Genomic DNA, 26529 nt, shown 5'->3' with positions numbered 1-26529 from the left:
AATGATACAAATATAGTTACTTTCTTTGGTTTACACCTTATTTCTATGTTATTTTTAAATTGCAAATTATTATATTAAAAAATAATATTTAGTTAAATATTGCTCAACTATTATATAATGAGATATTTTTTCATATATTTGCCATCACTTAACCGATTAAATAGATACTGTTTATGAAAACATCCCTTAAAGACATAGCAGAAACCTTAAAATTATCCAAGACAACAATCTCTTGGGTACTTTCTGGTAAGGGGGATGAAAAAGGTATTAGTCTTGCTACACAAGAAAAAGTCTTTCAATGCGCCAAACAGTTGAATTACCAGCCTAATTTATTAGCCAGAAGCCTAAATACGGGTATATCAGGCACAATCGGATTAATCATACCGGATATTACAGACTCTTTTTACTCCAAAGTTGCCCGTTCTATAGAAAAGGAAGCGGAAACACAAGGCTATTCATTAATGATTTGTAGCTCTGAATCTGAAATAGAAAGAGAAAACAGAATGATCCGGTTATTCAAAGCGAAACAGGTGGATGGAATTATAGTAGCCCCCACAAAAGTTTCTAAAATTGAAATACAGAATCTAGTCAAAGAAGGCTATCCATTAGTCTTATTTGACCGCTACTTTCCTGAGATGCAGACAAACTACATCATTATTGACAATGAAGGCAGTAGCTACGAGTTAGTAAAGAAAATGATCGATAACGGATCATCTAAAATAGCTATTATTACCACGAATCCTCATCTCCGCACAATGAATATGAGACGAGAAGGGTATGCAAGAGCTTTAATTGAAGCCAACCTACCCGTTGATCCTGATCTATATGGAGAGGTGACCTTTGTTGATTATGAGAAGAATGTTTTCAAGACTCTTGATCAAATATTCAGCAAAGTACCTGATGTAGATGGGTTCTTCTTCACAACCCATATTTTGGCTCTGGAAGCATTCCGTTACTTTTATGAAAAAGGAATCAATATAAATAAAGGATATGAATTGGCTTGTATTCATGGAGTATCAGCATTCCGTGTCTTAGCACCTAATATGAACATCGCAAGAATGCCAATAGAAGAGATCGGTAAGAATGCCGTAAGGATTCTACTTGGCGATATCAAATATCGCTTGGAAAATTCGACCGAAAAAAAAGAAGTAGAAACACTTGTCCTGCCATGTTCATTACCCTAGTCATGATTTTACATTTTTTCTTCAATCACTTAACCGGTTTAGTAAAAATAAATAATGATATCAAATTAACAAATGTAACAATAAAGAAAATAGCCCTCTAATTATTAACATAAAGATACAGAATTATGAAGTTCCAAATTAAAAATGAAAAATACATGCTGGCTCTATTAGGACTTCTAGTATGGGCATGCAGCAGTAACAACATTGATATTGAAAATATGCGATGTGAATATCAAATTTCTCCAATTGGCATTGATTCACCAGCACCGCGTTTTACTTGGAATTACACAACCAATAATGAAGATGCAACAGAGTTTTCTCAAGACAGCTATCAGCTATATATCGCCACCCGGGAACAAGATTTGAGAAACTCATCCGATAATAGCTGGCAATCTGACACTATTTACTCTGACACTCCTCATGCGACCTATCAAGGATCAGAAAAATTGAAATCCAGAACTCGTTATTACTGGCAAGTAATAGCATGGGATAGAACAAAGGAACATAAGATTATCTCTCCTATATCCAGTTTTGAGACAGCTCAACTCAACCAAAGTGACTGGACAGGAGTATGGATTACTGATAATCATGATAAAGATTATACGCCAGCGCCCATGTTGCGCAAGTCGTTTATCGCTCAAGATGATATACAACAAGCAAGATTATATGTAAGTGCCGCTGCATATTATAAAATGACATTAAATGGTAAATCAATAACATCATCACATCTCAATCCGGGTTTTACTCATTATGATAAAAGAAATCTGTATAACACATACGACGTCACTTCACAACTGCTCAAAGGAGAGAACGTACTATCTGCAATACTTGGGAACGGATTCTACAACGAATCGGCCCCTGTAGCAACATGGAGCTATGAGCAAGCCCGCTGGCGTAACCGCCCAAGAATGATCTGCGAAATGGAGATATTATATAAAAATGGAGAAAAGCAAACCATCCATTCAGATTCTACTTGGAAAACGAGTACCGGTCCTTATATACAAAACAATATTTATAGTGGTGATACCTATGATGCATGTCTTGCAATTGCTGGATGGGACAAACCGGGTTTTGATGACTCTAAATGGACAAATGCAATTCAGGTGGCTGCCCCTTCTCCCCTACTAGTATCACAAAACATGCCTGCTATTGAAACGGAACAATTTATCACTCCAATCAATATGCGTTCTTTTGGTGATACAGTCTATGTATACGATTTTGGAGTTAATATGTCAGGGGTCTGTACTCTTTCTATCAATGGCAAGAAAGGCACTAAAGTCAGTATGCAACACGGCGAATTGCTAAAAGATAACGGACGCTTGGAAATGCGCAACTTAGATATTTACTACAAACCATTACCTGGCCTCGCTTTTCAAACAGACACTTATATATTGGACGGAAAACAAGGTACATTCACTCCAGATTTTACATATCATGGATTTCAATATGTAGAAGTTCGTTCAGATCGTCCTGTAAAACTTACTAAAGAGAGCTTAACCGCTCAATTCATACATACGGCTGTTCCTCCTGTTGGTAAATTCAGTTGTTCAAATGAACTATTAAATAAAATATGGAAAGCTGCTAATCAATCATATTTATCAAATCTGATGAGTATCCCGACTGACTGTCCCCAACGAGAGAAAAATGGATGGACTGCCGATGCACACATAACAATGGATTTAGGATTATTAAACTTCGATGGTATTACTTTCTATGAAAAATGGCTGGATGATATGATTGATAATCAAAATGAAGAAGGACGTATATCGGGAATCATTCCTAGTTCCGGATGGGGCTATGATGACTGGATAGGTCCTGTATGGGATGCTGCCATGTTTATCGTGCCAATGGCAATTTACCACTACTATGGAGATACAAGAAGCATCGAAAAACTATGGCCTGTATGCACCAAATACCTTGCCTACCTCGCAGGACGCGAGGACGCGGAAGGAACCGTAACTTACGGAATTGGTGACTGGGTATTCCATAAAACACAAACCCCTACAGAATTCACCACTACCTGCTATTATTATTTAGACAATCTGTATATGGCTAAATTTGCAGAACTCATTGGAAAAGATGGTAGTAGTTATGCTAAGAAAGCAGAAGAATTGAAATTGCTTATCAATCACAAATACTTCGACACATCCAAAGCTATTTATGCCAATGGTTCGCAAGCAGCACAAGGAGTTGCCTTATACCTTGGAATCGTTCCTAAAGAATACGAACAGCAGGTTGCAGATAATCTTTCTACGATGATAAAAGCCAATAAAAACCTGCTCGATTTTGGAGTTTTAGGCAGTAAAACAGTCCTGCGGATGCTTTCCAAATATGGATATGCTGACTTGGCATATCAGATGGCCGCACAAGAAGAAGCTCCATCTTGGGGCAATTGGATAAAACAAGGTTTCACTACACTAGCAGAAACATGGATACTTTCACCTGAATTTAGAGATGCCTCCGTAAATCACATGTTTCTTGGAGACATTAATGCATGGATGTACAATATATTGGCAGGCATTAATTATGATGAACAGAAACCCGGATTCAAACATATTCTTATCCAACCTCATTTCGTAAAAGGTCTTGACTGGGTAAAAGCAGAATATAAATCTGTAAACGGAATCATTCGTTCTGAATGGGAACGTAAAGGAGAACAAGTGATTCTCAAAGTCACGATCCCAGTCAATACGAATGCAACAGTAGAATATAATGGTAAAAAGATAGATTTAAGGTCAGGAAAACATCAACTCACATTTTAATTGAAACAAAAGAAAGGAGGTTTAATAGAGGTATATAAAGAAGCAAAAATGAGACCGTTATGTAATACTATAAAAATATAACACTAGTTACTTTGTCACACCATCAATCAAATCTATTAACAATGAATAAAATCAGTACACTGCTATTTTTGATATTTCTCACTTGTACAAGTGGTGTTTTTGCCGATTCCGGTAGTTCCATCTCCTTAAATGGAACATGGGAACTCTCTTATTGGATGCAACCTGAAGAACCTATAACTTCGCCCAAGGACATGCAACTAGCTGAAGTGAAACATCTATCAGCCCAAGTCCCCGGTAATGTAGAACTAGACCTAATGGCTGCCAACTTAATTAAAGATCCGATGATTGGCAGTAATGTAAATGAATTACGCAAATGGGAAGGCTATCAATGGTGTTATTCCAAATCATTCGTAGCGCCACAACTAAAACCAGGACAACAATATCAACTCTTCTTTGCCGGAATAGACTGTCTGGCCGATATATGGCTGAATGGAAAGCACATTGGCAAAGCAGAAAATATGATGATTGAACATGCTTTTGATGTAACTAAAGAAATAAAAGCAGGAGAAAGCAATCAACTCCAAGTGATACTCCGTTCATCTGTTATTGAAGGACAAAAACATCTGTTAGGGACATTCAGTATTGGAAACTTCCCGTCTGAAGAATCCGTATTCATCAGAAAAGCTCCGCACACCTATGGATGGGACATTCTGCCACGATTAGTCAGTGCAGGTTTGTGGAGAGATGTAGAATTACGCGTATTGAATCCGGCACGTCTCACAGATGTTCACTATATGGTCGCCAATGTAGACACTGCTACCAGAAATGTACGTTTGTATACTGATGTACAAGTAAAACTACCTTTCGAAAAGTTCGACAAAGTGAAAGCCGTATATACATTAAGTCGCCATGGGAAAGAAATATATAAAGGAAGCTCTGTTGTCGTTTCCCCAGCATTCCGATATATAATGGAAATCAAGAATGCTGATTTATGGTGGCCAAGAGGATATGGAGAACCGGCTTTATATGATGCAAAAGTAGAGTTAGTAGATTCTGACGGCACTATTTCATCAACAGATAATAAACGGGTAGGCCTCCGCACGATTCAACTAGACATTACAGACATCAACCTCCCACCGGATCATCCGGGTAAATTCTGTTTCATAGTCAATGGAGAACCTATTTTTATTCACGGAACCAATTGGGTACCCATGGATGCACTCCATAGCCGGGATCATTCTTTCGTAGACGAATCTATCCGCATGGCTGTAGAATTAAACTGCAATATGATACGTTGTTGGGGTGGCAACGTGTATGAAGATCATCATTTCTTTAATTTATGCGATGAAAACGGCATTATGGTATGGCAGGATTTTACGATGGGATGCACTTTCTATCCTCAACGCAGCTCATTTACACAAGCATTGGAAGAAGAGGCCATTTCCGTTGTATGCAAGTTACGCAATCATCCATCACTCGTTTTATGGTCAGGAAATAATGAAGACGATTGTGCACTGCGCTGGTCTTTGCAACCATTTAATATTAATCCAAATCAGGATGTAGTTAGCCGCAAGGTCCTCCCGGCAGTTATTTATGAGTTTGACCCTACTCGCCCTTATCTTCCCAGCTCTCCTTACTACAGCCAAGCGGTATATGAAAGAGGAAGTGCTGACCAATATTTACCAGAAAACCATTTATGGGGTCCCAGAGGATATTACAAAGACAAATTCTATACGGATGCTACCTGCTGCTTTGTCAGTGAAATCGGCTATCACGGCTGCCCTAATTTAGAAAGTCTCCAGAAAATGATGACAAAAGATGCCGTATATCCCTGGACAAAAAATCATGAATGGAATGATGAATGGGTTACCAAATCTGTTCGTAGATTCCCAGAATGGGGAAAGACATTCGATCGCAATAATCTTATGATTAATCAGGTACGTTTACTTTTTGGTGAAGTTCCCTCCAAACTGGATGATTTTATATTCGCTTCTCAATCCGTACAGGCAGAAGCTATGAAATATTTCATAGAAATGTGGCGTGGAAAGAAGTTTGACGACAAGACTGGTATTGTCTGGTGGAACCTGCGGGATGGATGGCCAGTGATCTCTGATGCGATTGTTGACTACTACAATTCAAAGAAGATGGCATATTATTTCATCAAGAATGTTCAACAGGATGTTTGTGTACTAATCAATGATGCAGAAGGCGGAAATTACCCACTGATAGGAACGAATGACACACGCAACGTACAAAGTGGTAATGTAACGGTAACAGATGCATCCTCGGGACGTAAAATCTATGAGAGCACTTTCCGTATTCCAGCCAATCAAAAGGTCAGAATAGCCTCACTACCGGAAGAAAGCGGTCAAGGAATCTATCTGATCCAATACCAGATCGGTAATCAGAAATTCATGAATCATTACCTATACGGCAAGGCACCTTTCAACTTGAAAGAATACAAGCGGCTGTTACAAAAAACCGGATTATACGCTAAAAAATAATAGTTATGAAAGAGAACTTGTTAGGAATTGACGTAGGAGGCACCAAATGCGCCATCATCTACGGTATCAAAGAAAACGACGAGCTACATATCATCGACAAAAAGAAATTTGATACGACCACAGTCGACGAAACAATAGACAGAATTCTCTGTGAAACCGAAAAGATGATGAACCTCCACCAGCTAACCCCTACTAACACAAAAGCGATTGGAATCTGTTGCGGAGGTCCTCTCAACAGTGAAACAGGCATCGTGATGTCTCCCCCTAACCTACCGGGATGGGACAACATCCCCATTGTGGCAATGGTGGAAAAAAAGACGGGCATTAAAACCAGTCTACACAATGATGCCAATGCCTGTGCTTTAGCCGAATGGAAGTTCGGAGCAGGAAAAGGAACTAAGAATATGGTCTTTCTCACATTCGGTACGGGACTGGGAGCAGGATTAATATTAAATGGCAAACTGTATACGGGCACCAATGACAATGCCGGAGAACTGGGACATATCCGCCTGTCGGATTTCGGTCCGATAGGTTACGGTAAAAAGGGCTCTTTTGAGGGATTTGCCAGCGGTGGAGGTATTGCTCAACTCTCCAAAATGTATGTGATGGAGAAATTGCAGACCGGACAGAAAGTTGAATGGTGTACCTTACAGGAACTAGATCAGCTTACTGCCCGAAAAGTGGCTGAAGAAGCTGCCAAAGGTGATAAATTAGCCCAAAGCATATATGAGACGTCTGCTATTTATCTGGGAAAAGGATTATCCATGGTGATCGATATCTTGAATCCGGAAGTCATTGTGATAGGTGGCATCTATACCCGGAATAAAAATATGATGGAACCCATCATGCAAAAGATAATCGATCAGGAAGCATTATCCTGTGCAAACAGAGTATGTAAAGTGAAACCAGCCGCCTTGGGAGAGCAGATAGGAGATTATGCAGCTCTTTCTGTAGCCGCTAACTTAACCGATTAACTATTATGAAAGAGCTTATTGAAACAACACTGGAAGAGGCTCGGCAAACGTTGGAGAGCTTTCTTGAGGAAACAACAACAGTCGGGATTATTTCACAGGCAGCCTCTACCTGCGCCGAAGCATTAAAAGCCGGAAATAAGATTATCAGCTGTGGTAATGGAGGTTCTTTATGTGACGCCACCCACTTTGCAGAAGAACTAACCGGACGTTACCGCAACAACCGCATCCCGCTACCGGCAATTGCAATCAATGACCCGGCTTACATGACCTGTGTGGGAAATGATTTTTCGTTCAACGAGATCTTCTCCCGCTATGTAGAAGCTATGGGATGTAAGGGAGATGTATTATTGGCCATCAGCACAAGCGGACATTCCGAGAACATACTGAAAGCTGCCGTACAAGCACACAACAATGGAATGAAAGTGATAGCGCTGACTTCAAAAGGAGAGAATGAACTGTCACGACTGGCAGACATTGCAGTCTGCGCGCCACGAGCAGCACATTCCGACAGAATACAAGAAATTCACATCAAAGTTATCCACATTCTGATTCAGGCAATTGAGGCAGAATTAGGCTTTGAATAATAACCTACTAAATTTAATCAATATGGCAATGAAAATGACACATATCAGTAAAACTCTATTGAGTATTGTTTGCACACTTTGGGGAATGTCCGCCTGCTCGGATGATTATAACAAATATGACGATTGCCCGGCTTGCAACTATTATCCTGTTGCAGTAGGGAATTCAACAGGAACTCCGGTTCATGCTATCGGTGTCGAGATGGATCCACACTTCTTCTCACAAAACATCACCCGCAATGATGGTTCAAAGGCTGAAGATTGGGAAAATATAGTTGTACAACGGGTAAAGAAAATGAAAGTACAACAATTCCGAATCATGATGCAGCCACAATGGTGGGAACCCTCCAATGACAACAACGATCCTAATGTCGCGGATATGAGCAAATTCACTTTTGATTCGGAAGAAATGCAATCTGTATACAAAGTATTGGATCTGGCCCAGGAGAATAATATCGGAGTGACATTAGTCGTATGGGGAGCCATTACCAATATCGACTTACTATCAGGCATTAACAATGGTCAAAAGCATTTCTTGTGTGATGCACGAAGTTATAACGTTAATCCGGGTTGGATTGCCGGTATAGATAACTATGAAGAATTTGCTGAAAACTTCTCCACAATGGTGAAATACCTGATTGAAGAAAAGCATTATACCTGTATCAATCAAATTACTCCATTCAATGAACCTGACAGTCATATAGCAGGTTACGGCCGCATCATGTGGCAAGGTGATTTTGAAACCATGGGTTGGCAGGACACCTACGCCCCCATGGTGAAAGCACTGGATGCCAAGTTTAAAGCAGATGGAATACGCAGTAAGGTACACTTCAACCTTTCTGACAATACAGACGGTACACCCGGATATATCGCTGCCTGTGTTTCCGCTTTCACAAACGATGAAGCCGACCTGTATAACTCTCATGTATACAAGTTTGACTACAACACCCCTAATTCGACTCTCGTAAATTGGGAACGTCAAAATATAGCTTCTGCAGGAGGTAAAAGACATTTTGTTGGAGAATTCGGTTTTCCTGGATACGGAAGTGCCCGTCAATATGGTATAGACACGTATACGCGAGGGGTACAGCTAATCCGCGTTGCTCTGAACTATCTGAATGCCGGTGCTTGCGGAGTAAGCTACTGGAGTCTGATCGATCAATATTATAACCGCAATGCCTCCTATTCGGAAATGCAGCAACTCGGTTTATGGAAATATCTAAAATCCGCTTATACCGAAGACCCAGATGTATATTCCAAAATCAAGGAAGACTACGAGGTACGTCCTCAATACTATGCATATAGTCTGTTGACACGTTTTGTCCGCCAGGGCGACGAAGTATATCCATTGGATCTCGGCGACGAGTTGATAGCCGGAAGTGCTTTTCTCAACACAGAGGGAAAATGGACGTATGTACTTTCCAACGCTACAGACAAAGACAAGATGATACAGTTGGAAAATGATAAAGAAGGTGCCAATGGAGAATACAATGTCTACAAATATATGGAAGGACGCCTACCGGAAGGTGATAATCTTATAGAATCAACAGAAACGGTCAACACGCAAGAGAATAACCTAAAACTTAAATTATCTCGTTCATCAATCAGGGTATTAGTACAAAAATAGAAGTATATACACCCCATTTAGTGGGGATATATATACACCGTATTGGGCATATATATTCACCATGTTAGCCATATATATCCGCCGTGCTGGATATATATGCCCACCAACCAAGTAATTTATCATCAAAAGTACACGAATGAAAAAAGAAATATCCATAGTAAAAATGCTCTCCGTCATGTTCGGATTCTTCGTTATGGGATTTGTTGACATTGTCGGAATAACCACGAGCTATGTGAAGAATGATTTCAGCCATCTCACCGATACGATGGTTAATCTCATCTCTCTATCCTGTTTCTTGTGGTTCCTGGTGCTTTCTATTCCCACCGGAATGTTAATGAATCGCATCGGACGCAAGAAAACCGTATTACTTAGCTTCGCATTCCATGTATTAGCTATGTGCCTTCCACTCGTTGCATATGACTTTACCGCCATATTAATCGCATTTGCCTTGATAGGTATCGGTAACACTCTATTGCAAGTTTCACTCAACCCATTAGTAACGGATGTCGTTGCAAACGATAAGTTGACAGGTACATTAACCCTAGGACAATTTGTCAAAGCAGTCAGTTCATTCCTGGGTCCTATCCTGGCAGCTTGGGTGACTGGTAGTTTTTTCGGATGGAAAATGATATTCCCCGTTTATGCCGGACTGTCACTGCTCGCTTTGATATGGCTATGGCTTACCCCTATACAAGAAAAACAACAGGAACGGAAGAACATTTCTTTCAAAGTCACTCTTGAATTATTCAAAGACAAATACATTCTTGCTTTCTTTATCGGTATTCTCGTGCTGGTAGGTGTAGACGTAGGTATCAATATGACTTTCCCTAAATTCCTGATGGAACGTTGTGATCTACCACTGACAGATGCAGGAATGGGAAATAGTGTGTATTTCTTCGCCCGCACTGTAGGAGCCTTTTTGGGTGGTATCCTACTGATGAAATATTCAGAAAGTAAATTCTATATTTATAGCGTCTGGATAGCTCTCGCAGGATTGATACTGATGACCATTAGCACTAATCTCTGGTTTATCCTCGGATGTGTAGCAGTTTTCGGGATAGGATATGCCAATCTGTTTTCCATCATCTTCTCTCTGTCTTTGAAACGTGTTCCCGAGAAAGCGAACGAAGTATCTGCACTTCTTATCGTCGGTGTATCTGGCGGTGCCGTCCTCCCGCCTATTTTAGGAGTAATTACCGATTCATTCCACAGTCAGTTATCTGCAATCATAGTACTTGCCATTGTATGGTGCTATCTGATCGGAATAATGAGAAAAATAAAAACCACATAAACCTATATTCTAATGAAACATTTCAAGAAAATCGAATCGAAATTCCTGTTCTCATTACTGATTATGAGTGTGTGGAGCATCATAGCCGTGGGTCAGACGACGGCTAAAATCTCCAAACACATTCCTGAAATCGAAAAATGGATTCAGAAACAATTCGCTAAAGGAAAAACACCTCCGTTCTCGTTTATATGTGACGGGAAACCTTCCGCAGAATTTATCCGCCAATGGGACTATTCCCAGCAAAAGATAGAATCCGAAGAAGCGGATGTGATAAAGTATCTCTTTACCTACTACAATCCTACCAACGGACTGAAAGTAGAATGTACCGTAAAAGGCTATCCCAGTTATCAGGCTGCCGAATGGGTATTGAACTTCACCAACAAAGGTACGAGCAACTCTCCCACTCTGGAACAAGTGAAAGTAGTGGACCTTGCCATGCAATACGCTTCTAAAGGAGAATTCAAGTTACACTATGCAGACGGAAACCATATCTCCAAATATGATTTCCATCCACGTTCGGTTACTCTGGCAACGGGTGAAACCAAACAGATGTCTCCACAAGGAGGACGCTCTTCAGAAGGGGACTATCTTCCTTTCTTCAACATTGAATCACCTGCCGGACAGGGAGTCATATTAGGAGTAGGCTGGTCGGGCACCTGGTATGCAGATGTATGCGCACAAGATAATCGTACAATATCCATGGCTTCGGGAATGAAAACCATGAAATTATACTTACGTCCACAGGAAACAATTCGTACCCCAAGTATCAGTCTGATGTTTTGGGAAAATATCGACCGGATGGCAGGACACAATAAATTCCGCCGTTTTGTCCTGGCACACAAGTCACGGAAAATCAACGGAAAATTTGCCGAATATCCTCTTTCCAGCGGATTCAACTATCGGGACCCCGCACCTTGTACGGAATACTCATGCCTGACAGCCGATTATGCCATTGCCATGGTGAAACGTTACATACAGTTCGGATTGAAGCCCGAAGTATTCTGGCTGGATGCCGGATGGAACACCGATGCTGCAGACTTCGAACATGGCAAGACCTGGGCCAACACAGCCGGTAACTGGACTGTAGATACATTGCGCTTCCCCAAAGGACTTCGTCCTGTAGCCGACGAAATACACAAAGTAGGAGCTAAATTCATGGTCTGGTTCGAACCCGAGCGTGTCATCCGTGGTACCCAATGGGCAGTAGAACACCCCGACTGGATGCTCGACATTCCCGAACACAACAATGACACCTACCTACTGTTCGATCTGGGAAATCCGGAAGCCTGCCACTGGATGAGTAAATATATAGGCGATATGCTCGAAGAAAACAGCATAGACTATTACCGTCAGGATTTCAATATGCAGCCGGATATCTACTGGGCAGCCAACGATGAGCCCGGACGTACAGGAATGAAAGAGATACGACACATCGAAGGACTATACTACTTCTGGGATTATCTGCTGAGCCGATTCCCGAACCTGCTCATAGACAACTGTGCCAGTGGGGGACGACGTATTGACTGGGAAACAATCGGCCGAAGCGCACCACTATGGAGGAGTGATTATTATCATTACGACGATCCGGACGGCTACCAATGTCACACGTATGGCCTGAATTTCTTCCTACCTTTACATGGAACAGGTAGTTTACAGACCGATCCGTATTCTTTCCGCTCAAGCGTCAGCACAGCTTTGATTTATAACTGGAAAATAACCGATAAAAATGCCTCCGTTTACGAAATGCAACGTTGTCTGAAAGAATTCCACGAAATCAGACCTTACTATTACGAAGATTATTACCCACTGACAGGTACAGAAGACATGACGCGGGATGATATCTGGCTAGCCTATCAAATGCATCGTCCGTCGGACGACAGTGGTATTATCGTTGCTTTCCGCAGAACCGCCTCCAAAGACAAAAAAATCACCGTCAGACTTTCAGGAGTGGATCCGGGAAAATACTATACAGTGACAGACATGGATAGCCGACAGAGCAAAATCTATCAGGGAAAAGAACTGACCAGTCAGTTGCCACTGATCCTCGAAAAGCCACATAGTTCCTTATTACTAAAATATAAAGTTACCAACGAAAAACCGAATAAAGAATGAAAAAAAGAATACTATATTATCTATTCATTCTGCTTCTGTTCCCTCATAATGGAACAGGACAGACGGTAGCCCGCATGAGCGACCGCCCGGTAAACACCAGCCAATGGATAACCACCCACTTTGCCCGCGGTGTAGTCCCTCCTTTCTCTTTCGAATATGGAGGTAAACCTTCACAGGAATTTATCAAAAGCTGGTCTTATACGGCTACGCGTCAGAAAAGTGACGATCCCAAGGTTCTGAAATACCTTTATACTTATCGTGAACCATCCGGAGGATTAAAAGTCGAATGTGAAGTGAAAGGCTTTACCGACTTCAATACGGTGGAATGGGTACTCCGTTTCACCAACCAGGGAAAGAAAAATACGCCGGAGATTGCCAACGTAAAAGTGTCTGATATCACATTCCGCTACCAGCATCCGGGAGCATTCAACCTTCATCATTCCGAAGGCAGCCATGCATCCAAATCAGATTTCAGCCAGCAACTTACAATCTTGTCTCCGGGTGATAATCTTTATATGAGACCGGAAGGTGGACGCTCTTCACAAATGCGTATGCCATTCTTCAATATTGAATCTCCGGCTAATCAAGGAGTTATCGTAGCCATCGGATGGACAGGAACCTGGTTTGCCGATGTGCGCTGTGCAGACCAGCAAAGCGTAGCGCTTACCTCCGGAATTGAACGTTTGAAAACCTATCTGTATCCGGAAGAAAGCATCCGCACTTCCAGTGTATGCCTGTCATTCTGGAACGGTTCCGACCGGATGAAAGGACACAACCAGTTCCGCCGTTTCGTGCAAGCCCACCACACTTGGAAAGTAGGTGGTAAACCGACCGTATATCCAATATCGACCAGTTTCAACTACGGTGATCCTACTCCCTGTAATGAATATACCTGCCTGACTACAGATTATGCCATTGCTATGGTGAAACGGTATGAACAATTCAAATTAGTACCCGAAGTATTCTGGCTGGATGCCGGATGGTACAATCACTCTGCAGATGTAGCCAATCATAAGAATTGGGCGAACACCGTAGGAAACTGGACCGTCGACTCTATTCGTTTCCCCGAAGGATTACGCCCCATCGCCGACGAAGTGCATAGAGTTGGTTCCAAGTTCATGGTATGGTTTGAACCGGAGCGTGTTATGAAAGGCTCAGCTTGGGCACTGCAACACCCTCAATGGATGTTGGATGCCAGAGGAAAAGCCAAACAGGAAGACTGGACAAGAGATGGTGAGCACGACTCTTATCTATTCAATCTCGGAAATCCGGAGGCATGTCGATGGATGAGTAAATATATCGGAGACTTCCTCGAAGAAAATGGCATAGACTACTACCGCCAGGATTTCAATATAGAGCCGGAAGGTTTCTGGGCTGCCAATGATGAACCTGGCAGACAAGGTATCTGCGAAATCCGATACATTGAAGGACTTTATTCTTTCTGGGAATATCTGCTGAACCGCTTTCCGGGCTTGCTGGTTGATAATTGTGCCAGTGGCGGACACCGTATTGACCTCGAAAGTATCTCACGCAGTGCACCGATGTGGAGAACAGACTACAGTTATGGAGAACCAATCGGCTATCAATGCCATACTTACGGATTGAACTTATACCTTCCCCTGCATGGTACAGGAACTGTGAGTGCCGATAAATTCACTTTCCGTTCCAGCCTCGGAACCTCTATTATCTACAACTGGAAAATAACCGAAGCTGGACAATCCATCTATGATATGCGCGACCGCCAGGCAGAGTTCAAAGAACTCCGCCCCTATTTCTATGAAGATTACTATCCGTTGAGTGGAATAAACAACATTACTTCGGAAAATATCTGGCTAGCATACCAACTTTATCGTCCGTCGGATGACAGCGGATACATCGTAGCTTTCCGCCGCAAAGACAATCCGGACAAGAGCTATACTGTCAATTTATCAGGGCTACACCCTGACCACACTTATATACTCACCAATAAAGATACAGGAGAAGCTATAAAGAAAACCGGTAAAGAACTGGCTAACGGCTTCACGCTGACACTGGATAACCCGCAAAGTAGTCTGATAATCAAATACCAAAGTTCAACAACTGCCATACAGAAACTTTCTGTAGGAAAGAAAACCGGTGTAAAGCTCCGTGCTATAGGTGCAGAACTAGATCCCCACTTTCTCTCACAAAATGTGACCCGCAATGATGGAGCTAAAGCTGAAGACTGGGAGCGCATCGTTGTGAAACGTGTCAAAGAAATGGGACTGCAAAGCTTACGGGTGATGGTGATGCCACAATGGTATGAGCCAAAGAATGACAATCCGGATGCATCCAAAATCGACTGGCATAATTTCACTTTCAACTCTGTAGAAATGCAATCACTCTACAAAGTATTGGATATGGCACAAGAACAGAAAATGGAAGTCACCCTTGTACTTTGGGGAGCCCCTCCGGGACATTTCCTGGCCGAAGGGAATTATGGTAACTGGGTAGTAGCCCCGACTAACTATGAAGAATGGAGCGAGAACTTTTCCGCACTTGTACAACACCTGCTCAACAACAAAAAATACACGTGCGTCAAAGAGATTACTCCGATCAACGAACCAGATTGGTCATATATCATCAAAGGTAAAGCTGCTCCCACCGCCAACTATATTGAAATGTGTAAAGTACTCGACAGACGTTTCAAAGAGGATGGAATACGAAATAAAGTACATTTCAGTCTTTCTGACAATTCAGACGGAGGTACAGGAACGCATAAATATCTGGCAGCCTGCACGAAAGGACTGGCGAACGTTGCTGACGTATTCAACTCCCACACCTATATCTTCGGCTACGAAACTCCGAACTCCACAATTCTGGATTGGGAAAAACAAAACTCTCAATTGGCCGCTTCAGTTGGAAAAGCCCATTTCATCGGTGAATTCGGAGGTAATCAATGCGTAGGTGCCACCAGGCAAAAAGATATCGACTTGTATGAACGAGGAGTACTCATGACACGCATAGCCATCAATCTACTCAATGCAGGAGCAAGCGGTGTTAGCTATTGGAGCCTGATAGACCAATACTATGGTAAGGATGCAGACTACGGAGCAATGCAGCAACTGGGTTTATGGAAGTATGTAAAGAAAACATACGCTTCGGAACCATACTACAACGATATCAAAAGTGATTACGAGGTACGCCCACAGTACTATGCCTATTCTCTGTTGACACGTTTCATACGCCCGGGAGCTGAAATCTATCCGATAGCAACACCGGAAGAATGGTATGCAGGAACTGCTGTTCGAAACACAAATGGCAAATGGGTATATGTTTTCGCCAATGGAATGGACCAGGAGAAAGCAATAAGCCTCATCAACCAACATACGCAAACCAAAGGGAATTATCAGGTTTACCGTTATATCAAAGACGGTTTACCTACCACAGACCAAATGTTGGCTCCGGACGCCCAGCCTCTCAAAGTGAACGATAAAATTCTATGTTTACTTCCGGCTCATTCTGTGATCATCTTAAAACAAGAATAACTATGTACTCTATTTATTCATTAAACAAATAGTATTTATGAAAACACATTTCTACATTTTATTAATGCTTGGAATGGTATTCCTTTTGGGATGTGAAGACGAAAAGTTAGGCACAGACCTAGGAGTAACCAATGTAGTGCTTCCGGATATTTCGGAAGAATCCCTGGGCACAGAGATTACCATTCAGGGAAATGGCTTTATCGACTGTGATGTACTGGCTCTTTCTCCCCTTTCAGGAGGAACCGAACAGCCCATCTACATGGAAACCAGAGAAGTAGCATCCGATCATATCACGGTACTTTACCCCTCTACGGCCACCAAAGATTCTTATGGACTTGTATTGGTACGCGGTAGCAAAATGCGAACATTAGGCGTCATCAACAGTACTGTTGGAGTTATGCCCGACGAAAACCTGCGTAATGCCTTGTCTGCTCTTTTCCCTGATATATTTAAAGGAGAAAAGATATCTTCCAGTGCTAAATATGTCACTTTCACTGATGGCACATTAAATATCAGCGATAAAAATATCACTTCTCTGGAGGGACTCGAATATTTCAGCAACATTCGGAAACTGATCTGCAACAATAATGATATCAGTGAAATTCCTGCAGAAGTACTATCCAGACTGTCTGAACTGACTGCACAAAACACTGGTCTGACCAAACTGGAACTAGCCACTTCGGAACAGCCGAACACGACATTGGTATCTCTCAACATAGATGGAAGTACCAAACTAGAATCTGTCGACCTGTATTATTGTTATAACATTGAGAAGTTCTCTGCTCTAAACTGTAAACTGGTATATCTGGATGTACGCAATTACCACAGTATCTATGGCGGATGTCTGAACTACAACAGCACAGACTTCAAATTTACTTTCAGCGATGACGCAAGTAAAGAACGACTCCTGAAAATGGAATCCTGGTGGATGGACTCATACTACAGCAATAGCGGTTCTATCGTAGATGCCATCAATAATGGAGTGACAGTGGAAGGGTACGACTGGATGCACGACTATCCCGATGGAAACAACAACTATTATTACAGTTACGGAAAATATCAGAAGACAATGAAAAAGTACGGAGAAATTCCTGATATCAATCTGCGAAACGCACTCAAAGCATTGGTTCCGGATGTATTCGATGGAGATAAAGTTCTGACAGTGGCTGCTCTGAATACTGAATACTTCAAGAATAACACGACCCTTGATCTTAGCAATAAGGGAATCACTAATCTGGAAGGACTACAATACTTCTGCGGATACAAAAACCTCATTCTGGATGGAAATAATCTGGGAGAAATCGATCTTAGTAAATACGCAATCAGTACCAGCTACACGGCAGGTCCGGTAGATGAGAAAGGAATTCAGACTTTCAGTGCCAAGAATGCAGGATTAACCAAATTCATTTCTGGCGATCAGTATATGATAACCTCTATAGATGTGAGCAACAATCCGGGATTAGCATATCTGGATATAAACCGGTGCAAATCCATCACATCACTAAATGCATCCGGTTGTCCGCTCACTTATGTTGATCTGCGTAATCTGGCAGGTACTTATTCCGTACTAGGTTACTCCGGTGGAGCTGTAGATGCCTCAAAAGTTCAGTTCTCATTTACCGACAGCTCTTCAACTCAAAGGAAGCTACTAGTAGAAGAATGGTGGATGGATAGCCCATGGAATGGCACAAGCCCATGTATTACCGCAAAGAATCAAGGTGTCCGGATAGAACGCTATGAATACATAGGATACGACAAGGATAAAATGTTGAGTTCATTTAATTAGACAGAAAACAATCTTAAACGTTATAGTTATGAAAAAAAGTTATTGGCTATACAAAATGTGCCTGTTGCTTGGGTTGGGAATCTGTATTCCCGTTACAGGAAATGCATCGGATATCGGAGATGCTACCCTGACACAACAACAGTCTAAAATAACAGCCTCTGGAGTCGTCGTAGACGAGTCCGGTGAAAGCCTGATCGGAGCTTCCGTCATAGAAAAAGGAGCAGCAACGAATGGTACTATTACAGACATAGACGGTCGTTTCTCTTTATCGGTTGCCCCCAACGCTATACTGGAAATCAGTTATGTAGGTTATCAAAAGCAGGACATTCCTGCTAAAAAAGACATGCGTATCATCATGCATCCGGACGTAGCGAACCTGGAGGAAGTTGTAGTGGTAGCTTACGGTACCCAGAAAAAGGTTTCTGTCATCGGTTCCGTAGCTTCCATTGATCGAAAAGATTTGATGAAATCCTCATCGCCCAACCTAAGTTCCGCTTTATCCGGAAAACTCCCAGGATTGACAACTATCCAGACCTCCGGTGAACCGGGACGTGACGAAGTCACCATGTTCCTGCGTGGTGCTGCCACTACAAACGGAACAAACCCATTAATTATGGTAGATGGAGTAGCTGTAGACGATATGCGATCTATCGACCCGAACGAGATTGCTAATATCTCCGTATTGAAAGATGCTTCCGCAACAGCAGTATTCGGAGTACGTGGTGCCAACGGAGTGATAATGATTACCACTCGTAGAGGTGAAAAAGGAACTGCCCGTATCAGTGCCAATGTAGAATTCAGCATGCAGGAAATCGCTTTCAAGCCCGAACGTCTGGATTCATGGGACTGGGTCAGACTTCGCAATGAAGCACTCGTGAACGACGGAAATTCCGCTGAATTCCTCGGGCCGGACATTGATAAGTTCGACTCATGGAAAACAGGTAATCCTGTAGACCCGGATTTTTATCCGAATAATAACTGGCAAGATATCTTGTTCAGAGATTATGCTCCCATGACCAGAGCCAACATGAACGTTTCGGGAGGTTCGGACAAACTTCAATACTTTGTAAGTGCAGGCTATCTGCATCAGGGAGGTATGTTCAACGTAGAACCTAAATCCAAGTTGGGATACAATGCCCAGTCTTCATTAGACCGCTACAACTTCCGCTCAAATATCGACTACAAAGTCAATAAGTCGGTAAAGATTAACTTAAACGCTTCCTCTTATCTGGAACGGATCAACGGAACTTCCGCAAGTATGTCAAGTGTATTCAACAGCGCTTTGACCTCACGCCCTACTTCCATGTATCTCACCCCGGAAGGTGCATACGCTACTGATGCTATACGTACTTTCCCTATTGGTGCCGGATTATCCGTAGAAGATCCCGCCAACAATTCATTGAGTGCATATCCGCTAATCAACCGTTCGGGCTATCAACTGGAAACCAGATCGGGAATCAATGTTATCGGAGGAGTAGAAATAGATTTGGGATTTATCACTAAAGGGCTCTCTGTCAAAGGCCAGGTATCTTTCGACTCCAAAGGATTTGGGAAAACAATCGGAAAACGTTCCTATACCTGGTATACGTATCAGACATTAGCTTCAGGAGAGCATTTGTTTATCAATCGCCATCCTAGCCTGGAGGACGAAGACGGCCCGATTGAACTCACAAAGTCTTCCGAATCTTATTGGGTTATGAACTTACAGGGACAAATCAACTATAACCAGACCTTCGCCGGAAAGCATAATGTCACTGCTATGTTTCTAGCTCAACGGGACATCAAAGAATCCAAAGAAACATCCGGTGACCTACTGCTTCCTTACAACGTCATCGGTATTGCCGGACGTGCAACTTATGACTATGACAGACGTTATTTTGCGGAGGTCAACGTAGGTTATAATGGCTCTGAACAATTTTCACCGGACAAACGATTTGGTCTCTTCCCGGCTGCCTCTTTCGGTTGGCTGATTACTAATGAGGGCTTCCTTCAGGATAATCCGGTTTTGACCAATCTGAAGTTAAGAGCTTCTTGGGGAAAAGTTGGTAACGACGCCTTCGGTTCAGCCCGTTTCCTTTATCTGGATAATATCAGTCAATATTCCGTAGTCACCGACAGTAAAGGAGATCATTGGTTATCCCCAAGCTTGGGATATGCTTCCAATGGTTCCGGTTGGGGACAAGGTTACAAGATAGCCGAAAACTACATAGGAAACAAAAGCATCACATGGGAAACAGCTGAAAAACAGAATTATGGTATAGACATATCCTTGTATCATGATCTTTCCTTCTCATTTGACTACTTTGTTGAAAAAAGAAAAAATATTCTGATTATCCCGCAGACTACTCCTATGATTCAAGGTCTTCCCTCATCCGCTCTTCCACTGATGAACGATGGTGAAGTAAAGAATCAGGGATTCGAAATGGTCCTCGGATATCAGAAACAATTCAAAAACGGGCTATCTGTTTCTGCTAATGCAAACTTCAGTTATGCCAAAAACAAAGTATTGGAATATGACGAGCCACTATTAGGTAAGGATTATGCTTATCGCACCCGCACCACCGGCTTCTCATTAGGACAAAACTGGGGATATATCATCGACCACAGCTATGATCCTGAAAAAGGGCGTGACGGCACAGGATTCTTCTATAGCGACGAGAGTATTGCCAAGAGCGGACTGACTTATGAAGGTGTAGGAACACCGGAACCCGGAGACTTTATTTATAAAGATCTCAACGGAGACGGTGTCATCAATGACCGTGACAAGGCTCCCATTGGCTATTCCTCCCTATTGCCTCGCATCAACTACGGTTTCTCTTTATCTGCCAACTGGAAAGGATTCGATGTTTCTATCATGTTGCAGGGAGTAGGCCAATACAGCAAGACTTATTCAGGAGCCGGTATTTATGAAAGCAGCGGCAACTTTTACAAGATGCACATGGAACGTTGGAGCGAAGAACGCTATAATAATCACGAAAAGATTACGTATCCTCGTCTGTCCAGCAGTGGCGGCCCGAGCTTGCAGCCCAACGACTTCTTTATCATGGATGCCTCATATATACGTCTGAAAAATGCAGAAGTAGGATATACATTACCGGAAAGCATCAGCAAGAAAATCGGTGCTTCCAATGTACGTTTCTATTTAAGTGGTAACAACTTGTATACATGGACTCACCTGAAGACTGACAGCTTCGATCCCGAACAAAACAGTCCGGCAGCCTATCCAACAATGCGTACGTACAATGTAGGTTTAAATATTACATTTTAACGGCTAAAACAAAACCGATATGAAAAAAAGATTTATTTATATATGCATGTTTGCTTCCTTGCTCACATTCAGTTCTTGTAATGAAGCGTTGGATGTAGCTCCCGACGGAAGATTATCACTGGACGAAGTATTCCAAGATCCCGATCTGACTAAAGCTTATTTCAGTACTTGCTTTGACTATCTGCCTAAAAAGAGTTTACGATATCATTTCTGGAGCAACTATCCCGTAGCACTTAGTGATGAAGCGTGGGATTGCACGGATGGTTCCGGTGCCGGCTTTGCACATGCCGCATCCGGCAACTGTACCACCACCGACTTCTATCTCGACGTTCGCAGAGATATGGGTGACACCTACTCAGAAGGAGGATACTGGCAGTTATACTGGGGGCAAATCCGTATTATCAACACATTCCTCCAACGGGCAGCCACCGCCGCCATACCAAGCGAAAGCGACCGTGACCGTTGGGTAGCAGAGGCTCATGTACTCCGTGCTTATTTCTATATGGAGTTACTGAAATGGTATGGTCCTGTGCCTATTGAGAAAGAGCCATACGGGTTAGACTATGATTATTCAACTCTATCACGTCCTACTTTCGAAGACTGTGCCCGATTCATTGTAGATGATTGCGAAATAGCTTTGCAATCCAGCAACCTCCCTTGGCGACTGACAACACTCAACGAGAAGATCAGAATGACCAAAGGTATCGCAATGGCTATCCGTTCCGAAGCATCTCTATTCGCAGCCAGCACTTACAACAATGGCGGCAAAGATCTTTGGGAATGGGCTTACACAATCAACAAAGACTGTCTGGAACAGCTGAAAGCCAATGGATATGAATTGTATACTAAATGTACGGATACTGAAAAGTACTATAACAATGCTTATATGGAGTACTTTACGCTCAATAACTATATCGGAACAGATCCCAGTGATAAAGAAACAATCTGGCAAAGTACCGAAGGCTATTGGCCCGACCCATACACCAATCCTTTGTATGACGTTATCGGAGCTCCGGTATTGGGAAACGCTCAATTAACTATTGTTCCTTCCCAAGAATTAGTAGACGCCTATGATATGCTAGCAACAGGAAAGCCTGTACTGGATTTATCGAAACCTTATAACGATGAGAAGCATCTGTCACCTAATTATAACCCTAATAGCGGTTATGACCCAGCCAACCCTTATAAGGGACGTGATCCTCGTTTCCAGGCTACAATTTTTTATAATAACAGTCCTGTGCTGTTAGGAAAGGAACCGGCAGTAGTAGAAACGTACGTGGGAGGAAATAGCGAAATCCGTACAAGTGGAAATACGAACACACGTACCGGTTATTATTGGAGAAAAAGAATGGTAAACGGTAACTGTAAGGCAGCCGGAGTGGCTGGATATGATGGCCGTTTCCGTTTTTACCGATTAGGCAAAATTTATCTGAATGCCGCCGAAGCCGCTATTGAAAGCGGACACCTTACCGAAGGCCTGGAATGGATCAATGAAATCCGTCATCGCGCAGGTTTTGATCCTTCGGTTGATCTGTCGACAAACGACAAGAACGAAGCTCGTTTATTGGTACGCCACGAACGCCAGATAGAGCTGGCTTGTGAAGAAGACAGATATTTCGATATCCGCCGTTGGACACCCGCCAATGAGAATATGGAAAATGAGAAGTTTACCACAGGTATGAGAATCACCAAAAATGGAAACTCATTCTCTTATGAAAGAATCAATCTAGGAACAGACGGCAGCAAACCGAGCAAAATGAGTTATGAAAAGAAATGGCACGTATATCCTATCCCTGCCAATGAAGCAGCCGTATTGGAAGGCACGACAGGACAGACGTGGCAAAATGCAGGATGGTAATCATAAAACAGAATGTATATGAAAAACAGAATAATCACATTTTTGTGCATCGTATGCCTGTTCACAGGCAATGAAGTATGCCGGGCACAAGTGCAAGAAGTTATATCCGGTGTGGTGCGGAATGAGAGCAACGAACCTTTAGACGGCGCAATCATTTCTGTCCCGGACAATCCCGAATACACCACAAGCAGTGATAAAGACGGAAAATTCATCATGGAGATTCCGTCGGGAGCCAGTATGGTCATTTGTAAGATTCCGGGATATCGGAACCAGACAATGAAATTCACTCTGAATAAACCGGTAGAGTTTTGTCTGATATCAGACATCGCCGGTCAGGATACATCTCTCGAAGTAGCCATGCTGCAGAAAGAGAGAAAAGGAGGTTATACAGGAGCAATCTCTACCGTTCAGGGAGAAGAGTTAGTTAAAACACCTAATAGCGGATTTTCAGCTACGCTGACCGGACGCTTGGCAGGATTGACTTCTATCCAATCCACCAGCACACCAGCCGATGATGCAACAACGATGTATATACGTGGTCTGAATTCCATAAACGGTAATTCACCTTTAGTTGTACTCGATGGAATTCCGGCTCCATTATTCGATATGAATACACTCGATGCCAACACTGTAGAATCTGTCAGTATTCTGAAAGATGCCGCAGCTAAAGCATTATATGGTCCGCGAGCTTCTTCCGGAGTAATTCTTATTACTACAAAAAGAGGCGAAATAGGACGTACTAAAGTAAATGTGAACATGGACTTCTCCATACAACAGGCTACCCAGCGTCCTAAAATAGTAAGTACCGGTGAATACGCACAAATGCGTAACCAGGCCTTACTCAATGACGGTGGCACTCCACTCTATTCTTTATATGAAATAGCCGGGTTTACAGATGGAACTATGCCGGGACACGACTGGTATGACACTTTCATGAATGATGCAGCCAGTATGCAACGTTACAACGTAAATATCAGCGGAGGTAACAACCGGGTTAAATACCTTGTTAATGCCGGTTATCTTCACCAAAACAGCCTGATTGATGCAGAGAAGAATGATAATTATAATCCTGCACTCAAATTGCATCGCTTCAACATTTTAGCTAATGTGGACGTCACTCTGCATCGTTATCTAAACTGTTTCCTTAACACAAATGTCACTATCGACCGGATGAATCAAGGATACAACGGGACAGGAGATATCATGAATTCGATCTATCAGATGGCCCCCACCGTACCTGGCCCTATCACCGAAGACGGAAAAGTGATTACTGCAGAATACAATGAATATCCTACTTACGGACTTATCAACCGCTCCGGATATAGCCATCAAACAGGTATCAATCTGAACGTCGCTTATGGAATGAATCTGGATCTGGGATTCCTGACTAAAGGATTGAGCGTAAAAGGAATAGTAGGTTATGAAGCAAACTATGACGGAACAATCTATGGTTCTACCGACTACGCACGTTATGCAGCCAATGGCAGCGGACTTTTCGGTACTCACACCACTCTTCCTCTAAGTTTAAGCAAGACCGCTAATATGCGCTACTTTATCAACTTCCAAGGATTCATCAACTATAATCGTATTTTTGGAGGCAAACATGAAGTAGATGCATTTGTCAGCTATTTCAATGAGAATATGATGAAAAACGGTGATCTCCCATACGATCGTTTGTCATTAATGGGACATGTGAAATACGGCTATGATTCACGGTACTATATACAGGGAGACTTTACCTATGATGGCACAGAACAGTTCAAACCAGGTAACCGCTTTAAATTCTTCCCGACAATATCTGCCGCTTGGGTGGTATCCAACGAAAGTTTTCTGAAAGACACAGATTGGTTGTCCTTCCTCAAAATACGCGCATCTGCCGGCTGGCTGGGTAATGACCAGATATCTGATACCCGTTTCCTGTATGCTACAGATGTACGTTATAAAGATGCAGGTTACTTACTAAGCAACTACTATGGCTTTCATACTGTAGAAGGTATGCAAGGTAATCCGTATATCCATTATGAAGAATCTTTCCAGCAAAATTACGGAATAGATATTACCTTATTCAACTCACTAGGTATCACATTTGATTATTGGAACGTGAAACAGACCCAAATGGCTATCCAAAATAACAGTGTATCTTCTGCACAAGGTATCGCCAGTGAAAATCTGCCATTTGAAAATCTGGGTAAGATGAACAACAAAGGATTTGATCTTGAACTATCTTATATCAAGAATCTGAAATGTGGATTAAGAATGACTATCAGAGGGAATATGGGATACAATAAAAATGAAGTAACTGACATAAAAGAGTTGAACCGTACCGCCAGCGGATATTACTATCCATATCGTAAAACCGGCTATTCTGCAGGACAACAGTTCGGATATCTGATTGACTATTCCAACGGAAACGGCTACTATAATAGCCAGGAGGAAATAGATAAAAGCGGTCTGCGATTCTCTGGTGCTTCTCCGCGCCCAGGTGATTTCATTTACAAAGACTTAAATAACGACGGAAATATAGATGAGCGTGACCAGGCACCGATGGACAAAGCCCAGACACTACCTACACTTTCTTATGGTGGTTCTATTCAACTGGAATACAAAAACTTTGACTTGTATGTTCAGTTACAAGGTGTATCAGGTACAGCAGCCTATTACAGTGGATGCGGTATCTTCGATAATGCTTACCAAGGAGTGTACACAGACCTGCACCGTAATGCCTGGACAGCAGATCGCTATGCGGCAAATGAAAAAATCAGCTATCCGGCTTTGACCACAGGAAGCTCTTCAAGTCTCCAATCGAATGAATTCTTCTATTCCAAAAATAACTATATGAGATTGAAGAATGTAGTATTAGGTTATACACTTCCTAAACGTTGGAGCAGTAAGCTGAAACTGGAGAAAATGAGATTCTATATCAGCGGAGCCAATTTGTTGACCACCTCATCTCTCAAGTTCGATAATCTGGACCCGGAACAATATTCCTACTCTGTATACCCCATTTACAGAACATTTAACATAGGACTTAACCTGAATTTCTAAAGACTGAAGT

13 protein-coding genes are annotated in these 26529 nt (G+C 42.3%); all 13 read left to right on the top strand.

What is annotated here, in order from left to right; genetic code table 11:
* Positions 1–173 precede the first annotated feature (173 nt).
* The 13 genes from AB5217_RS17855 (at position 174) to AB5217_RS17795 (ending at position 26519) form a co-directional block, all read left to right on the top strand.
* Positions 174–1184, top strand: coding sequence for a LacI family DNA-binding transcriptional regulator (locus tag AB5217_RS17855; protein WP_004310382.1), 1011 nt, complete (start codon positions 174–176; stop codon positions 1182–1184).
* 125 nt (positions 1185–1309) lie between these two features.
* Positions 1310–3946, top strand: a complete 2637-nt coding sequence (locus tag AB5217_RS17850) for a family 78 glycoside hydrolase catalytic domain (protein WP_008998207.1) — start codon at positions 1310–1312, stop codon at positions 3944–3946.
* A gap of 122 nt (positions 3947–4068) precedes the next feature.
* Entirely contained in the window at positions 4069–6471 is a 2403-nt protein-coding gene (locus AB5217_RS17845; RefSeq protein WP_032844982.1) for a glycoside hydrolase family 2 protein, read from the top strand.
* Positions 6472–6476: 5 nt separating this feature from the next.
* Complete coding sequence (locus AB5217_RS17840; protein ID WP_008998209.1) at positions 6477–7445, top strand: ROK family protein; 969 nt, start codon at positions 6477–6479, stop codon at positions 7443–7445.
* Positions 7446–7450: 5 nt separating this feature from the next.
* Positions 7451–8029: an SIS domain-containing protein gene (locus AB5217_RS17835; protein ID WP_004310374.1), complete on the top strand. Its 579-nt coding sequence runs from the start codon at positions 7451–7453 to the stop codon at positions 8027–8029.
* 22 nt (positions 8030–8051) lie between these two features.
* Positions 8052–9653 (top strand): hypothetical protein, encoded by a 1602-nt coding sequence (locus AB5217_RS17830; RefSeq protein ID WP_008998210.1) that lies wholly within the window; start codon positions 8052–8054, stop codon positions 9651–9653.
* Between the two features lie 136 nt (positions 9654–9789).
* On the top strand, positions 9790–10944 hold the full coding sequence (locus tag AB5217_RS17825; protein WP_008649023.1) for an MFS transporter: 1155 nt from the start codon (positions 9790–9792) through the stop codon (positions 10942–10944).
* A gap of 12 nt (positions 10945–10956) precedes the next feature.
* Positions 10957–13056 carry a glycoside hydrolase family 36 protein gene (locus AB5217_RS17820; RefSeq protein ID WP_008998211.1) on the top strand — a complete coding sequence of 700 codons (2100 nt, stop codon included), beginning with the start codon at positions 10957–10959 and terminating at the stop codon, positions 13054–13056.
* Positions 13053–16562, top strand: coding sequence for an alpha-galactosidase (locus AB5217_RS17815; RefSeq protein ID WP_368112764.1), 3510 nt, complete (start codon positions 13053–13055; stop codon positions 16560–16562). Before AB5217_RS17820 ends, AB5217_RS17815 begins: the two co-directional genes overlap by 4 nt.
* Positions 16563–16599: 37 nt before the next feature.
* Positions 16600–18348, top strand: a complete 1749-nt coding sequence (locus AB5217_RS17810; RefSeq protein ID WP_032844978.1) for a leucine Rich repeat-containing domain protein — start codon at positions 16600–16602, stop codon at positions 18346–18348.
* A 28-nt stretch (positions 18349–18376) separates the two neighbouring features.
* Entirely contained in the window at positions 18377–21616 is a 3240-nt protein-coding gene (locus AB5217_RS17805) for a SusC/RagA family TonB-linked outer membrane protein (protein ID WP_008641742.1), read from the top strand.
* Positions 21617–21635: 19 nt separating this feature from the next.
* Positions 21636–23474: a RagB/SusD family nutrient uptake outer membrane protein gene (locus AB5217_RS17800; RefSeq protein ID WP_368112765.1), complete on the top strand. Its 1839-nt coding sequence runs from the start codon at positions 21636–21638 to the stop codon at positions 23472–23474.
* Between the two features lie 12 nt (positions 23475–23486).
* Positions 23487–26519 (top strand): SusC/RagA family TonB-linked outer membrane protein, encoded by a 3033-nt coding sequence (locus AB5217_RS17795; protein ID WP_217724699.1) that lies wholly within the window; start codon positions 23487–23489, stop codon positions 26517–26519.
* Positions 26520–26529: the final 10 nt, after the last annotated feature.

Origin of the sequence: Bacteroides sp. MSSM.1001136sp1_RTP21357st2_D2_RTP21359_211015 (genome assembly GCF_040913205.1) — a bacterium.
In the GTDB taxonomy this organism is placed as follows: Bacteria; Bacteroidota; Bacteroidia; order Bacteroidales; family Bacteroidaceae; genus Bacteroides; species Bacteroides ovatus.
Note: the sequence above shows the minus strand (reverse complement) of the source record. Positions and strands in the feature narration are given on the sequence as shown.

What these genes read in the sequence shown, in the direction of transcription:
- AB5217_RS17850 (WP_008998207.1), top strand. Translation starts at nt 1,310, where the DNA reads ATGAAGTTCCAAATTAAAAATGAAAAATACATGCTGGCTCTATTAGGA.
- AB5217_RS17840 (WP_008998209.1), top strand. Translation starts at nt 6,477, where the DNA reads ATGAAAGAGAACTTGTTAGGAATTGACGTAGGAGGCACCAAATGCGCC.
- AB5217_RS17855 (WP_004310382.1), top strand. Translation starts at nt 174, where the DNA reads ATGAAAACATCCCTTAAAGACATAGCAGAAACCTTAAAATTATCCAAG.
- AB5217_RS17800 (WP_368112765.1), top strand. Translation starts at nt 21,636, where the DNA reads ATGAAAAAAAGATTTATTTATATATGCATGTTTGCTTCCTTGCTCACA.
- AB5217_RS17795 (WP_217724699.1), top strand. Translation starts at nt 23,487, where the DNA reads ATGTATATGAAAAACAGAATAATCACATTTTTGTGCATCGTATGCCTG.
- AB5217_RS17825 (WP_008649023.1), top strand. Translation starts at nt 9,790, where the DNA reads ATGAAAAAAGAAATATCCATAGTAAAAATGCTCTCCGTCATGTTCGGA.
- AB5217_RS17830 (WP_008998210.1), top strand. Translation starts at nt 8,052, where the DNA reads ATGGCAATGAAAATGACACATATCAGTAAAACTCTATTGAGTATTGTT.
- AB5217_RS17805 (WP_008641742.1), top strand. Translation starts at nt 18,377, where the DNA reads ATGAAAAAAAGTTATTGGCTATACAAAATGTGCCTGTTGCTTGGGTTG.
- AB5217_RS17815 (WP_368112764.1), top strand. Translation starts at nt 13,053, where the DNA reads ATGAAAAAAAGAATACTATATTATCTATTCATTCTGCTTCTGTTCCCT.
- AB5217_RS17845 (WP_032844982.1), top strand. Translation starts at nt 4,069, where the DNA reads ATGAATAAAATCAGTACACTGCTATTTTTGATATTTCTCACTTGTACA.
- AB5217_RS17810 (WP_032844978.1), top strand. Translation starts at nt 16,600, where the DNA reads ATGAAAACACATTTCTACATTTTATTAATGCTTGGAATGGTATTCCTT.
- AB5217_RS17835 (WP_004310374.1), top strand. Translation starts at nt 7,451, where the DNA reads ATGAAAGAGCTTATTGAAACAACACTGGAAGAGGCTCGGCAAACGTTG.
- AB5217_RS17820 (WP_008998211.1), top strand. Translation starts at nt 10,957, where the DNA reads ATGAAACATTTCAAGAAAATCGAATCGAAATTCCTGTTCTCATTACTG.